Origin of the sequence: Bartonella sp. AA83SXKL (assembly GCF_042196965.1) — a bacterium.
GTDB lineage: Bacteria > Pseudomonadota > Alphaproteobacteria > Rhizobiales > Rhizobiaceae > Bartonella.
Genome location: NZ_JBHIRG010000009.1, coordinates 18,374 through 33,547 on the forward strand (window position 1 = coordinate 18,374; position 15,174 = coordinate 33,547).

Below are 15,174 nucleotides of genomic sequence, written 5' to 3' on the forward strand. Positions count from 1 at the left end.
TTTTTTTCTAATACAAACAGGTATTGCAATAGTTATGAAAGAATTTAAAATTAATAAAAAATGTGTTGCATGGAAAACGATAATGGGACAGACGCTCATAATAAACTCTATAGCTCATATTATGCATAATGAAAAGGGCAAGAATTGGGATGAAGGTAGGCATGGTGCGGTTATAATGCCTAAGGCTAGAGAAAAACTCGAAAAACCTAAATTATGTCGAGTTTTTTTGCTTAATGATGATTACACACCTATGGATTTTGTTGTTTTCGTTTTGAAGAACTTTTTTAAAAAAAGTTTCGAAGAGGCAACGCGGATAATGTTAAATGTTCATCACAATGGGATAGGAGAATGTGGGACTTATACTTATGAAGTCGCTGAAATGAAAATATTACAAGTGAGGGAATGTGCGCGTCAAAATGAACATCCGTTACAATGTGTAATGGAATGGAAGTGAGGAGCTATGCCATCTTTTACACCTAGTCTTGAAGAGGTTTTGCATCGTGCATTAACAATTGCTACTCAAGCACGGCATGAATATGCAACATTAGAGCATCTTCTACTTGCGCTGTTAGATGATGCCGATGCAAATTCCGTTATTCAGGCTTGCCAAGTAGATGTGGAGGAATTGCGAGAGCGCTTAACCAATTATCTTCGCTCAGAGTTAGATGAACAGATTAGAGCTGATGAGGATACAAAGCCTACAGCTTTTTTCCAGCGTGTTATCCAACGTGCGGTGATTCATGCACAATCAGCTGGAAAAGATGAAGTATCGGGGGCAAATGTTCTTGTTGCAATTTTTTCTGAACGTGAAAGCCATGCAGCATATTTTCTTCAAGAGATGGGAATGACACGCTATGATGCTGTACGTTTTATTTCACAGGGTGTCACGCGTGATGATGGGTTATCCATGTTACTTGAAGGACTTGAAGAGCAATTAGATCAGCAGATTTCGGATAATGGTGAAAGAGGAACAAGTGCTTTAACGAATTATTGTGTTGATCTCAATTGTAAAGCACGTAATGGAAAAATTGATTTATTAATTGGCCGTGAAATAGAAATTTCACGCATGATTCAGATTTTATGTCGAAGGTCAAAAAACAATCCGCTTTTGGTTGGTGATCCTGGAGTAGGGAAAACAGCTATAATTGAGGGATTGGCAAAGCGCATTGTTGATGGGCAAGTGCCTGAAGTTTTATCAAATGCAACAATATTTTCTCTTGATATGGGGGGACTTGTTGCAGGTACACGTTATCGCGGTGATTTTGAAGAACGCTTAAAGCAAGTTATTAAAGAGTTTGAGCTGTATCCAGATGCTATTTTATTTATTGATGAAATCCATACCTTAATTGGAGCAGGAGCAACATTAGGGGGAAATATGGATGCAGCAAATCTTTTGAAACCTGTGTTATCTTCTGGAACTATGCGATGTATTGGTTCGACGACTTACAGAGAATATCGCAAATTCTTTGAACAAGATCGTGCTTTAGAGCGTCGTTTTCAGAAGATTGATATTAATGAACCTTCTGTTACAGATGCGATTAAAATTTTGCAGGGGATGAAGCCTTACTTTGAAGATTTTCATCAGATTAAATATACAGATCAGGCGATGAAGGCATCTGTAGAATTATCTTCACGTTATATAATTGACCGTAGGTTACCTGACAAAGCAATTGATATTATTGATGAAAGTGGCGCAGCGCAAAAGCTTTTGCCACAAAAACAACGCAAGAAGAGTATAGGTGTTAAAGAAATTGAAGCGACTGTTGCTACAATTGCAAGAATTCCACCAAAAACAGTTTCCCGGAATGATCAGAAGATACTGAGTAAGCTTGAAAGAGAACTCAAACATGTTGTTTATGGTCAAGATCAGGCAATTTCCGTCTTAGTTTCATCCATAAAATTGGCGCGAGCAGGTTTACGCGAACCGGATAAACCAATAGGAAGTTATTTATTTTCAGGACCAACAGGTGTAGGAAAAACTGAAGTTGCAAAACAGCTTGCATCATCTTTAGGCATTGAATTATTGCGTTTTGATATGTCAGAATATATGGAACGGCATACGATAGCACGTTTAATCGGAGCACCTCCAGGTTATATAGGGTTTGATCAAGGAGGTCTCCTTACAGATGCCGTTGATCAGAAACCTCACGCAGTTCTATTGCTAGATGAGATTGAGAAAGCGCACCCAGAGTTATTTAATATTTTATTGCAGGTAATGGATTATGGTAGATTAACAGACCATAATGGTAAGAAAATTGATTTCCGCAATGTTATTTTGATTATGACAACCAATGCTGGTGCTTCAGATATGGCAAAATCAGCTATTGGATTTGGGAAAGTACATCGTGATGGTGAGGATATAGAAGCAATCAATCGGTTATTTACACCAGAATTTCGTAATCGGTTAGATGCAATTATTCCGTTTGCACCTTTATCTCATTTAATCATCAATCAGATAGTGCAAAAATTTATTTTTCAGCTTGAAGCACAATTAGCTGATCGGGGAATTTGTTTTGAATTAAGCCCTTCTGCAACTTTATGGCTTTCTAATAAAGGATATGATTCTCAGATGGGAGCACGCCCATTAGGGCGTGTTATACAAGAATATATTAAAAAGCCATTAGCTGATGAAATTTTATTTGGAAAGTTACGCAATGGCGGTACCGTTCGCGTATTGACACAAAAATCAAATGGTAAAAAAGAAAGCTTACAGTTAGAAATTTCATCTTCCGATATATCTGTAAGTTCAAAGAAAAGTAAAATGGAAAACTTTACAAAAAAAACGTGTAGGAAAAAAAGCACAACAACTTAAGAGTGTGTTATAAAGCTGCACGGATTTTTTTTGCATTCTCTTCAAGTATTTCTGGAGGCGTTACCATATCATTATGAGGGGTAAGCTCTATTCCCTCCATACGTGGTATAATATGAAAATGAAGGTGATAGACGGTTTGTTGACTAGCTGCTTCATTAAATTGCATGACAGTTATGCCATCTGCTTGAAAGGCTTTTTTGACAGCATTTGCAATTTTTTGAACAGCTTTAATAACAGGAAATAATGTTTCAGGATCTGCATCAAGTAAGTTTCTAGAGCCTTTTTTAGGAATGACCAGCGTATGACCTTGTGCCTGTGGCATGATATCCATAAATCCAATAACATCATCATCTTCGTAGACACGAACAGAAGGGATTTCATTGCGAATCAATTTAGCAAAAATATTGTTATTGTCATAAGCTTGTTTCATACAAATATTTCCTTTTATCGTAAGTTTAAGATTCTAATTTAAAAACGAAAAAATGCAAGGTTTATCAGAGTGTAAGACAAAGAAGTATTTTGACTTCAGTTATATTTAGGATAATGCACTGTCTTAATGAAGGTTTAGATTTCTATGATGGCTTCAACTTCTACAGGAACATCCATAGGAAGAGAGGCAACACCAATAGCAGAACGGGCGTGTTTTCCAATTTCACCAAGGATATTGACGAATAAATTAGAAGCTCCATTGGCAACAAAAGGAATATCGGTAAAATGAGAATCTACAGCCACAAAAACAGTAATTTTTACCACACGTTTTATTTTATTTAAGTCACCCAGAGTTGCCTTGAGTTGCGCGAGAATATTGAGAGCGCAAGCTTCAGATGCTTTTTGGGCTTGTTCGGTATTCACAGTTGCACCAACTTTACCGATGGCTATTGGTTTTCCATTAATAAGAGGAAGTTGCCCAGAAATAAAGAGTTGATTGCCACTTTGTGAAGTGGTGATGTAATTGGCAAGGGGGGAGATTACTTCAGGAAGAGTGATCCCGAATTTTTCTAAGTTTTTTTCAATCATATTGGTCATAATTTTAACTCCATAGCTGCTTTATAATATATTCATTGCATAATCTATTTTTTGATTTAAGAAAATGTGTGGTTAATTGAGAAATTAGCCTTTTTTGCCTTATTGTATGATGTTATGCAACGGGGATAAAGTTCGGAAGTTGGGAATGATTAGATCATTATTTATAATAGTTTTATATATTGTTTTTTTATGTACTGCGAGAGCTGAAGAGCCCATTTTTATTGTGCCTCATCGAGCAATTTATGATTTTCATCTCGATAGTGTTTCTCATGAAATGACAATTTCTGCGATGTCAGGACGAATGGTTTACGAGCTTGCTGGTTCGGCATGCCAAGGCTATAGCACACGTTTTCGTTTCATTAGCCGTGTTTACATTGAAGATATGCCAGTACGTTTGACGGATCAACAGACGACGAGTTATGAAACAGGAGACAGCCGTACATTTCGTTTTAATATTACAGATCAAGAGGGAGAAGAGGTTGTGCATCGTGCCGAGGGAGTTGCGGAGCGTACGCAAGATGGTATTACAGTTACCTTAAAAAAGCCAAAGGAAAAAGAGTATAAGCTTGCAATGGCTGAATTTCCAATGATGCAACTAAAAAATATTATCCGCCATGCAAAAGCAGGAGATCATTTTTACAATGTTACTGTATTTGATGGGACAAATAAAGCAGATAAAGTTATAAAAGAAAGTATCGTCATAGGGGAAAAGAAGACGCTTTTATCTGATAGCGAAACGGAAAAAGTAAGAAAATTGGATGAAGAAGAATATTGGCCTGTTACAATTTCTTATTTTGATGATGGAGAAAATAAAGATGGTTTGCCGGTTTATCGTAGCAGTTTTCTCTTACATGAGAATGGTGTCATGCGTGATCTTCATATAGATTATGGAACTTTTTCAGTGCGTGCAAAATTGAACAGTCTCGAATTCTTGGAACTTGGAAAAGATCTTAATCAATGTGAAAATGCAAATATTAAATGATTAAAGAAAATAACTTGAAAAAGAATCAAATATTAGTATGTTTGCGCTATTCCACACGCGGAGTCTGGGTGTTTGCAAATGATCTGTGAGAAACTTCTAGCAAGCATCCGCCGGTAGCAGGTCTTCCTGCTTTTTCCGCGGAGGTTGAACCGGAAAGGATAAGATTTATGGCACTACCCGATTTTACTATGCACCAGCTTTTAGAAGCTGGTGTGCATTTTGGTCACCAGACTCATCGCTGGAATCCCAAAATGACTCCCTATATTTATGGTCAGCGTAATAATATCCATATTATTGACCTTGCTCAGACCGTTCCACTTTTACACCAAGCACTTAAACTTGTTTCAGATACTGTAGCGCGTGGTGGTCGTATTCTCTTTGTTGGTACGAAACGGCAAGCATCTGACATTATCGCAGATGCGGCGAATCGTTCCGCTCAGTATTACGTTAATGCACGTTGGCTTGGCGGCATGCTCACAAACTGGAAAACGATTTCCAATTCGATCCATCGTTTGCGGAAGCTTGATAAAATTCTTGCTGCTGAAGCGCAAGGCTTTACTAAAAAGGAACGTTTAAATCTTGAACGTGATCGTGAAAAGCTTAATCGTGCGCTTGGTGGTATTAAAGATATGGGTTCTGTTCCAGATCTTATCTTTGTTATCGATACGAATAAAGAAAATATTGCACTCCAAGAAGCAAAACGTTTAGGTATTCCAGTGATTGCTATTATTGATACCAATTGTGATCCCGATGACGTAACACATCCAATACCAGGTAATGACGATGCTTCACGTGCAATTTCTCTTTATTGCGATCTTTTTGCCCGTGCTGCTCTTGATGGTATTGCACGCCAGCAAGGAGCAATGGGTATCGATTTAGGAGCTCAAGTTGATGCACCTGTGGAGCCTATTTTGGAAGAAAATGCAGTTTCAGAAGTTTCTGAATAATATAAAATGCCTAATTAAGGTACTTTTATTGTCTAAAGAAGAAGTTATAGGCGTGCAGAGGGATTTTGCACGCTTTCACTGTTACAAAATAAAGAGGCAAATATGAGCATTACTGCTGCACAAGTAAAAGAACTTCGAGAACTATCTGGCGCTGGTATGATGGACTGTAAAGCCGCCCTAGCAGAGACCAATGGTGATATGGAAGCTGCTGTTGATTGGCTTCGTAAAAAAGGAATAGCTAAAGCAGATAAAAAGGCTGGTCGTACAGCAGCTGAGGGATTAATCGGAGTCGTATCAAAAGATTCACATGCAGTTTTGGTTGAGATTAATTCTGAAACAGATTTTGTTGCACGCAATGATGGATTCCAAGACATCGTGCGTAAAGTAGCAACTGCTGCCTTAGATACGTCAGGGGATGTTGAATCTGTTTCTGTTTCTCTTTATCCAGGTTCTGAGAAGACTGTAGAGCTTACAATTAAAGATGCAATTGGTACAATTGGCGAAAATATAACATTTCGTCGTTCCGCTAAATTGTCCGTTGAGAATGGTGTTGTTGCGACTTATATACACAATAGTGTGGCTGATGGGCTTGGAAAACTTGGTGTTTTGGTTGCGATTGAAACAACAGGAAATAAAGAGGCTGCTCTTGCTTTTGGTCGGCAGGTCGCGATGCATATTGCGGCAACCAATCCATTAGCACTTACAGCACAAGATGTTGATGCTTCTGCTGTTGAACGTGAAAAAGCAATTTTTTCAGATCAAGCACGTCAGTCTGGAAAACCTGAAAATATCATTGAAAAAATGGTAGAAGGGCGTATGCGTAAGTTTTTTGAAGAGGTTGTTTTGCTTTCTCAAGCTTTTGTTATGAATCCTGATATAACTGTTGAGGCTGCTTTAAAGGATGCTGAGAAATCAATAGGTGCTCCAGCAAAAATTACAGGCTTTATTCGTTTTGCATTAGGTGAAGGTGTGGAAAAAGAGGAGTCTGATTTTGCAGCAGAGGTTGCTGCTGCTGCTGTAAAAGGCTAGTTATTGCAAACTCTTGATCAGAGATTTAAAGTCATATCATTGGTTGTAGAATCTCTGAGGGGAAAAATGTAATTGTTGAGAGGGCGTCACGTGAAAAAAGTGGTGCCCTTCGTGATGTCAAAAGCAAAAAGTAAATGGGCTTTTGGGGAGATTATTAATGGCATTAGCACTTCCGTATAAACGTATTCTTTTAAAGGCTTCTGGTGAAGCTCTTATGGGAGGGCAGAATTTTGGCATTGATGTTTCTGTTGTAGACCGTATTGCCGCTGATATTGCAGAAGTGCGCACAATGGGGATAGAAGTTGCGGTTGTTATCGGTGGGGGAAATATTTTTCGTGGCGTTGCTGTTGCTTCGCATGGTGGGGACCGAGTGACAGGTGATCATATGGGAATGCTTGCAACTGCTATTAACTCTTTAGCATTGCGAACATCTTTGACAAAATTAGGGGTTGAAACTGTTGTACTCTCTGCGATTGCTATGCCACAAATTTGTGAAAGTTTCTCGCAACGTAAAGCAATAGCTTATATGAATCAGGGAAAAGTTGTTATTTTTGCAGGTGGTACAGGAAATCCATTTTTTACCACTGATTCTGCTGCTACTTTACGTGCAGCAGAAATTGGTGCGGATGTCCTTCTTAAAGGAACACAAGTTGATGGTATTTATTCAGCAGATCCAAAAATAGACCCTACGGCTAAGCGTTTTGACCAATTAACACATGTTGAAGTTTTGCAATGGGGATTATCTGTTATGGATTCAACGGCGGTCACTTTAGCACGTGAGAACAATGTACCGATTATTGTGTACTCCATTCATGAAAAAGGCGGTTTGGCTAAGGTCTTGAATGGAACAGGACGCTTTACAATAGTATCGGAATAAGGGTAAGCTTCAAAGGACAATTGAAGGAGACAGAAATATGAATGTTACATCAATTATGGATGATCTGAAACGTCGCATGGATGGTGCCATTACGGCTTTTAAACATGAGTTAGGTGGTTTGCGGACTGGACGTGCATCGGCCAGTTTATTAGAACCGTTGACCGTTGAATCTTATGGTTCTGTTGTTCATATAAATCAGGTTGCTAATATTTCTGTTCCTGAACCTCGCATGCTTTCTGTTTCTGTATGGGATAAAACGATGGTCGGAGCTGTAGAGCGCGCTATTCGCGATTCTGGTCTTGGTTTAAATCCCATAACTGATGGTACGAATTTACGTATTCCTTTGCCTGAGTTGAATGAAGAGCGCCGTAAAGAACTTGTAAAAATTGCGCATCACTATGCAGAGCAAGCGCGTGTTGCTACACGTCATGTTCGTCGGGATGGTCTGGACAATTTGAAAAAGTTAGAAAAAGATGGTGAAATTGGACAAGATGAAGCCCATAGTTTGTCTGAAAAAGTTCAAAAACTCACAGATGAAACTATTGCTGATATTGATAAAATTTTAGTCGTAAAAGAATCTGAGATTATGCACGTTTAAGACGATTTTGTCGCTAGAAAAAGGATGTTATACTCCCAGCCTGTAAATTGTTTCTAGGGATAATTGTAGGGCGTGGTGTGCTCTGTGGTAGCAAGGTGTGATGCAGGAAGGTATTCTATCATTTTGATATGGGAGAGACTGATTTGAAAGGGCAGATGTTTTTATTTTTTAGTCTGCGTGATAAATCATGCCCTTTGCTGGGAGACACTATTTAACAGCATGGTGCGGTTTTTTAGTTGAGCACGTCTTTGTTAAAATGCATAATGAAAGCATTATTAGAAATTATTCAAATATTCTAAGATGAAGGTTGGGGAAAGAATATAATGCAAAAAACAAGCCTAACCTTTCTCTTATTTCTCATTATAAAACATGTGAGTATAATTGATCAAGCAGATGTTATGTGGCGTAATTCGTTTTTTAATGACGAATAGTTGATAGAAAAGTGTTTTTATACGAAACCTATATTAGTTAATTTGTATGGGGCAGAGGTAACTGCTTTTTCATTTTATATTTGAGAAAATATTAAAAAAATATTTTATAATTTTGACGGAGATTTTTGAAGCTGGTTTCATTGATTATTAGTTTCATAAGCGCTATCTTAGTAGACTGAATTATTTATGATAAATTATAAGAGAAATTATACAGGTATGAGATAAAAATACTGCGTAGGGGAGTTTTTCTTGCGTTAATTTTAGAGCTTGTATTTTCTATTTTTATTGTTTGGATGTTGTTTTGTCTAATTTGGTTTATCGTATTCTGACAGCTTTTGTTTTTGGCATTATTGCGTTGTATCTAACATGGTTGGGAGGAAACTTCTTTTTTTTATTTGTATGGTGTATTGGCGGTTTTGTTCTTTATGAGTGGATGAGTATTACTAAAGAGAAATGGTGTATTTTACAAAAAATATTAGCAAGTATCTTTTATTTAATCTTTGGCTTTTTTTTAGTGTTGAGTGTATCTGCTTCATTGATTTTTTGTGTTTTAATCGTTTTAGCTACAGTATTAGCTATTATATCTATAAAAAAGAGTGGTTGGGTTTTTTGTGGTTTTTTATATGCATCTTTTCCTGTTGTTGCTTTATGCTTTCTACGGGATCATGAAATGTTGGGGTTCCAAGTTGTTATTTTCTTATTTACGATAGTGTGGGGAACAGATATTGGTGGTTATTTTATCGGACGTGCATTAGGGGGCCCTAAATTAGCACCACAATTTTCTCCTAATAAAACATGGTCAGGAGCACTTGGTGGTACATTTGTCGGAGTTTTCGGTGGTATATGGGTTGCTTTTGGATTTTTTGATATAAATTTAGCCAGTTTTTTTGTGCCACTCCTTACACTTGTTTTGTCAATTGTTTCACAATTGAGTGATTTAGGGCAATCATGGCTCAAAAGACGGTTTTCTGTTAAAGATTCTAGTTCTTTATTGCCTGGACATGGTGGTTTTATGGATCGTATAGATGGATTGGTAGGGGCAGCTTTTCTTCTTTATTTAATTGGTTCATTTATGTCTGATATGGATGCGCCTTTTAATCTTTTTAGTATGATCTAATTGGGAGAAGATAGTTTGGAACTTTTAAATCATATCGTCACTATGGGTGATTTTCTTTTAAGAAGTTTGAGTATTCTTTTCATCATTATGATTATCATTTTTGTGCACGAATTTGGGCACTATCTCATTGGTCGGTGGTGTGGTATTAAGGCGTTAATTTTTTCGCTTGGATTTGGACCAGAAATAGCGAGTTATACAGATAAGCATGGCACGAAGTGGCGTTTAGCACTTATCCCCTTAGGAGGTTATGTAAAATTTGTTGGGGATGAGGAAAAAATCGATACGGAATCATCCCAATCATCTCTGATTGTTGATGGTTCATTTGCTAGTGCGCATGCTTGGAAAAAAGCAGCAACTGTTTTTGCCGGTCCTTTCTTCAATGCCCTTTTTACTGTTGTTATTCTAACATTTTTTTTCTTTATCTATGGTCGTGTAGCCATTGAGCCCGTTGTTGGTTCTTTGGTAAAAGATAGCCCTGCTCTTCAATCCGGTTTGGAATTAGGTGATCGTTTTGTTGAAATGGATGGGCGACGGGTTGAAAGCTTTGAAGATTTGATGAATTATGTAGCTTTTCACGGAAGAGAACCCATAGAGTTTAAAATAGAACGCATGGGGCGATTCTTTACAACGATGATTACCCCGAAAGTCGTTGAGCGAGATGATGGATTTGGTAATCGAACACGAAGTGCTATGATAGGTGTAGGTGTTCCTGTTGATTTAAATAATCCTGCACGTTTAGATCCAACTTATATAAAACATATTCGCTATGGTTTTGTAACAGCTGTAAGAAAAGCGTCAGACCGTACTGTGTTTATCGCCACTCAAACCGTTCTTTTTATGAGTCGTTTAATAGGAGGCAAAGAGGATCGTTGTCGGCTAAGTGGACCTTCTAAAACCGTTAAAATTGCTTGGAAAGTGAGCGAGACAGGTTTTATCTCTTTATTGAATTTAGCAGCTTTTCTTTCAATAAGTGTTGGGCTTATTAACCTTTTTCCGATTCTACCGCTTGACGGTGGGCATCTTTTATTGCATGTCATTGAGGTCATTACTGGGAGGAAAATATCTGCTAAAATTCAGGGAATCGTTTTTCGTTTAGGTTTTTCCATTCTTTTCCTTTTTATGATCTTTGTCTTTTTTAATGATTATTTTTGTTGGTTTAGCTAATTAAATTATGGAAAACGCTTTATAAATTAAGTAATAATAGCAAAAACAAATTGAAGGTTGTTTACCATGTCTACAAAATGTTGTGGCATTGTACATTATAATGAGTAATTAAGGAATGAAAAGTCTCGCTGTAAAAAGGTTGTTATGGCAGTTAGCTTTTTAAGGCATCATGTCTAAGGAACGAGAGTAAGGTAAAAAAGCCAATGACTACGAATTCAAAGTTTTTAAATGCAGCATCTGTATTGGTGTTAAAGATGGGGATGATTGCCCCAGCAACGGTTTTTATGTCAATTGCTGCGGTCGGAGAAATACAAGCGTCTGTAGTCCGCTCTATTGAGGTTCGTGGGAATAAGTTTGTAAGTTCTCAGGCGATTCGAGACAATATGGGGATTAAGGTTGGGCAAGGTGTTTCCAGTGGTGATGTTGATAGTGCTGTGAAGAACCTTTTCGAATTGGGTTTATTTTATGATGTTAAAATAAATCCGGTGGGTGATAAATTGGTTGTATTCGTAAAAGAATATGAGGTTGTCAATCAAATATTGTTTCAAGGAAATAAATCTTTTAAAGACCCAGATCTTAAGCGGTTTATTTCTTTAAAACCGAATGAGCCTTTTAATTCTGCGAAGCTTTCTGCTGATATAAATACAATTCGTGAGGCTTATAAAACTCTTGGTCGTAATAATATCACTGTTAACGTTCAAACGATTAACCTTGGAAAAGGGCGGGTTAATGTGGTATTTAATGTCGTTGAAGGGAAAAAAACAAAGATTGGTGATATCACTTTTAAGGGCAATAGTGTCTTTGGAAGTCGCCGTTTGCGTGATGTGATTTCAACAAAAACTTCAGGAATTTTTTCGAAGTTGTTGGGAGGTGATGTTTACAGTGAAGAGCGCCTCGCTGTTGATGAAGAAGCTTTACGTCGCTTTTATTATAACCGTGGTTATGCAGATTTTCGTGTAGTCTCTTCTAAAGCAACTTTTGATGCAGCAAGCAATACGTATAAAATTTCTTTCGTTCTTGATGAGGGTGCACTCTATAAAATTAGCGATATTCAGGTTGAAAGTGATGTTGATGGAATTGACGTTCAATCTGTGAAAAGGATACTTAAAACCCAGCCAGGTAATGTTTATAGTGCAGAAGATATTGAACAGTCTGTTGCAACTATTAATAACAAAGTTGCTGATTCGGGATATGCTTTTGCTAAAGTTGAACCGCGGGGAAATCGTAATTTAGCAAATCATACAATTTCAATTTTATATAATATTGAACAGGGTACACGTGCTTATATTCAACGTATTGATATACGTGGCAATGAGAAAACGCGTGATTACGTCATTCGCCGTGAGATTGATTTAAACGAAGGAGATGCTTACAATCAAACTTTATTACAGCGGGCAAAACGTCGTCTAGAAAGTTTAGGTTTCTTCAAAGCCGTTAATATTTCAATGGTTCCTACAGATCAATCTGACCAAGTTGTTTTGGTAATAGATGTCGTTGAAGCTTCAACAGGAGATCTCTCTCTTTCTGGAGGGTATACAACAGGGGGCACAAGTCCTGGTATGTCACTTGAAGTTTCTGTTACTGAACGTAATCTTGGGGGACGTGGTCAATATGTTCGTTTAGGATTAGGTGCGGGGCAAGAAAAATCTCGTAATTATAATTTATCATTTGTTGATCCTTATTTCTTAGGGTATCGTTTATCTGCTGGCGTTGATGTTTTTCGTAGTACTTATCGTGCTGATAAAGCCTATGATGTACGGCAGACAGGTGGGTCGCTGCGGTTTTCGTTACCTATTAATAATCAATTATCTGCTAATGTAGCTTATTCTTATGTGCAGGAAGAATATGATTTTGGCGGAGAGTATGATTTTGACAAAGAGAGTGACATAATAGAATTATATGGGAAATATTCTGGTGCGATTGTTCAAGCTGCAAAACACAGCCCTTGGAAACGTTCATCAATTAGTTATGGTTTCACCTATAATACGATTGATGATATGAGATCCCCTCATGATGGGTGGTACGTGCATCTGCTTCAGGAATATGCAGGGCTTGGTGGGAGTGCAAAGTTCTTGAAGACCACGGGTAAGGCGATGATGTACAAGACTCTTTCTGACCAGAAGGATATCGTTGGTTTGCTTTCCTTTGGGGGTGGTTATATCCACGGAATGGGCCGAGATGGTGTTCGTATTTTCGATATGTTTAAAGTAAATTCTGATATGATTCGAGGGTTCAAATATAATGGAATAGGTCCGCGTCAGGTTTCCAGTAAGGGTGAGGTTTATTTCTTGGGGGGAACGACATATATGAATGCGACTGCTGAAGTACAGTTCCCTATCCCTGTCGTGCCTGAAGGATTTGGGTTGCGCGGTGCTTTATTTGCGGATATTGCCACGCTTTATGGCAATAATTATAAAGCCGTTTTTAAGGGTGAACCGTCTGTTACCAATACAAAAAGTGCTTGGCGTTCATCTGCAGGTGTGAGTTTGATGTGGGATTCTCCGTTTGGTCCTTTGCGTTTTGATTATGCTTGGCCAATAACGAAGCAGGAAGGTGATCGTTTGCAACAATTGAACTTTGGTATTTCTACGAAGTTCTGATTTGAGCGATTTTAAGAAGGAAAAACTTGAAGAGAATAGCTTAAGCTGGGAGAGAAAGTGTTTTGATGGCGGATACATTTTTTTTTACGCCGTCCCGACGATTGACAGTTGCAAATGCTGCTGAGTTGACGGGTGCAAAGCTTCTTAATCCAGAGTTTTCTCATAAAGTTATCAATACTCTTTCTTCACTTGAAAGTGCTGTGGAAGGTTCGCTTGTTTTTGTAGAGCATCGGAAGTTTTCTGATGCTTTACTGGACAGTTCTGCTGTTGCTGTTTTGTGTACGAATGAGATTGTTTTTAAAGTTCCCGAGACTATGGCAATATTGGTGACATCCACACCACAGCGTGACTTTGCTCAGATTGGTCGTATTTTGTTTCCAGATTCTGTCAAGCCAATGCCTTGGTTGGGGCAGAAGGGGATTTCATCGCATGCGCATATTCATCCAACGGCTAAGTTGGCACATGATGTGTGTATTGAAGCGGGAGCTGTTATTGGTAAAAATGTTGAGATTGGAGCAGGAACTCTTATTTCATCCACAGCTGTTATCGGTGAAAATTGCCGTATTGGATGTGACTGCTATATTGCTCCTAAGGTAACAGTTCAGTGTTCTATAATAGGTGATAAGGTTCAGCTTTATCCTGGTGTTTGCATTGGGCAAGATGGTTTTGGTTATGTTGGGGGCGTTTCTGGAATCGAGAAAATTCCACAGCTTGGTCGCGTTATTATTGAGGATGGTGTAGAAGTTGGTGCGAACACGACAATTGATCGTGGGACATTTCAAGATACTGTTATTGGTGAAGGAAGCAAGATTGATAATCTTGTACAAATTGCCCACAATGTAAAAATTGGCCGCTATTGTCTTATTGCCGCTCAATGTGGCATTGCGGGAAGTACATCTATAGGGGATATGTCTCAGCTTGGCGGAAGTGTGGGAGTAGCTGATCACATCATAATAGGTAAATCTGTTCAGATTGCTGCTCGTAGTGGTGTTATGAATGACATTCCGGATGGCGAAAAATGGGGAGGTAGTCCAGCGCGACCATTTAAACAATGGTTTCGTGAAGTAGCGGCGTTGCGCAGTATGGGAAAAGTTAAAAAGGAGAAACGCTGATATGATCAGCAGTGAAAAAACTAAAAACTTAGAGGCTGTCGATATTGAAAAACTATTATCAATATTACCGCACCGTTATCCATTTTTATTAATTGATCGTATAATTGATATTAATGGTGAACAAGAAGCGATTGGTATTAAAAATATAACGATTAACGAGCCTCATTTTACGGGACATTTTCCCTCAAAGCCTGTTATGCCTGGAGTTTTGATTTTAGAAGCTATGGCACAAACGGCAGGAGCAATAGCACTTTTAAATTTAGGCAATAAGCAAACAAATTTAGTTTACCTTATGACGGTTGATAATGCGAAATTTCGTAAGCCGGTTATGCCTGGTGATCAGCTCAAGATTCATGTTCAGCTTTTGAAAAAAAGATCTGGTATGAGACGTTTTTCATGTGTTGCAAAAGTAGAAGATGTCCGTGTCGCTGAAGCAGAAATTGCTGCGATGATTGTCGAAGAAGAATAAACGATATTTG

The 15,174-nt window shown here is 38.1% G+C and carries 14 protein-coding genes; 12 read left to right on the top strand and 2 right to left on the bottom strand.

Features of this window, described 5'->3' with window-relative positions:
* Window positions 1–82 precede the first annotated feature (82 nt).
* Window positions 83–454, top strand: a complete 372-nt coding sequence (clpS, locus tag ACFINO_RS05785) for an ATP-dependent Clp protease adapter ClpS (protein ID WP_273790742.1) — start codon at window positions 83–85, stop codon at window positions 452–454.
* Between the two features lie 6 nt (window positions 455–460).
* Window positions 461–2,812, top strand: coding sequence for an ATP-dependent Clp protease ATP-binding subunit ClpA (gene clpA / locus ACFINO_RS05790; protein ID WP_375632768.1), 2,352 nt, complete (start codon window positions 461–463; stop codon window positions 2,810–2,812).
* 7 nt (window positions 2,813–2,819) lie between these two features.
* On the opposite strand, the gene ACFINO_RS05795 is transcribed toward clpA, so the two are convergent.
* Both ACFINO_RS05795 and ACFINO_RS05800 read right to left on the bottom strand, forming a co-directional pair.
* The gene (locus ACFINO_RS05795; RefSeq protein ID WP_375632769.1) at window positions 2,820–3,242 is read right to left on the bottom strand and encodes an HIT family protein; all 423 of its coding nucleotides are present in this window, start codon (window positions 3,240–3,242) and stop codon (window positions 2,820–2,822) included.
* A 134-nt stretch (window positions 3,243–3,376) separates the two neighbouring features.
* The gene (locus tag ACFINO_RS05800) at window positions 3,377–3,838 is read right to left on the bottom strand and encodes a RidA family protein (protein WP_375607219.1); all 462 of its coding nucleotides are present in this window, start codon (window positions 3,836–3,838) and stop codon (window positions 3,377–3,379) included.
* Between the two features lie 145 nt (window positions 3,839–3,983).
* Here ACFINO_RS05800 and ACFINO_RS05805 point away from each other — a divergent pair, with 145 nt between their 5' ends.
* From ACFINO_RS05805 to fabZ, 10 genes are all read left to right on the top strand, one after another.
* Window positions 3,984–4,820, top strand: a complete 837-nt coding sequence (locus tag ACFINO_RS05805) for a cell envelope integrity EipB family protein (protein ID WP_375632770.1) — start codon at window positions 3,984–3,986, stop codon at window positions 4,818–4,820.
* A gap of 167 nt (window positions 4,821–4,987) precedes the next feature.
* Window positions 4,988–5,767: a 30S ribosomal protein S2 gene (rpsB, locus tag ACFINO_RS05810; RefSeq protein ID WP_273788135.1), complete on the top strand. Its 780-nt coding sequence runs from the start codon at window positions 4,988–4,990 to the stop codon at window positions 5,765–5,767.
* 102 nt (window positions 5,768–5,869) lie between these two features.
* A complete protein-coding gene (gene tsf, locus ACFINO_RS05815; protein WP_375655235.1) occupies window positions 5,870–6,796 on the top strand; it encodes a translation elongation factor Ts in 927 nt (308 codons plus the stop codon).
* 157 nt (window positions 6,797–6,953) lie between these two features.
* Window positions 6,954–7,673 (top strand): UMP kinase, encoded by a 720-nt coding sequence (pyrH, locus tag ACFINO_RS05820; protein ID WP_273790666.1) that lies wholly within the window; start codon window positions 6,954–6,956, stop codon window positions 7,671–7,673.
* Between the two features lie 37 nt (window positions 7,674–7,710).
* On the top strand, window positions 7,711–8,271 hold the full coding sequence (gene frr / locus ACFINO_RS05825) for a ribosome recycling factor (protein WP_375632774.1): 561 nt from the start codon (window positions 7,711–7,713) through the stop codon (window positions 8,269–8,271).
* A 732-nt stretch (window positions 8,272–9,003) separates the two neighbouring features.
* Window positions 9,004–9,819 carry a phosphatidate cytidylyltransferase gene (locus ACFINO_RS05830; protein WP_375613469.1) on the top strand — a complete coding sequence of 272 codons (816 nt, stop codon included), beginning with the start codon at window positions 9,004–9,006 and terminating at the stop codon, window positions 9,817–9,819.
* 15 nt (window positions 9,820–9,834) lie between these two features.
* Window positions 9,835–10,983, top strand: coding sequence for an RIP metalloprotease (locus ACFINO_RS05835; protein ID WP_375632778.1), 1,149 nt, complete (start codon window positions 9,835–9,837; stop codon window positions 10,981–10,983).
* Window positions 10,984–11,186: 203 nt separating this feature from the next.
* Complete coding sequence (bamA, locus tag ACFINO_RS05840) at window positions 11,187–13,583, top strand: outer membrane protein assembly factor BamA (protein ID WP_375655236.1); 2,397 nt, start codon at window positions 11,187–11,189, stop codon at window positions 13,581–13,583.
* Between the two features lie 65 nt (window positions 13,584–13,648).
* Window positions 13,649–14,695, top strand: coding sequence for a UDP-3-O-(3-hydroxymyristoyl)glucosamine N-acyltransferase (lpxD, locus tag ACFINO_RS05845; RefSeq protein ID WP_375612127.1), 1,047 nt, complete (start codon window positions 13,649–13,651; stop codon window positions 14,693–14,695).
* A 1-nt stretch (window position 14,696) separates the two neighbouring features.
* On the top strand, window positions 14,697–15,164 hold the full coding sequence (gene fabZ / locus ACFINO_RS05850; RefSeq protein WP_375655237.1) for a 3-hydroxyacyl-ACP dehydratase FabZ: 468 nt from the start codon (window positions 14,697–14,699) through the stop codon (window positions 15,162–15,164).
* Window positions 15,165–15,174 lie beyond the last annotated feature (10 nt).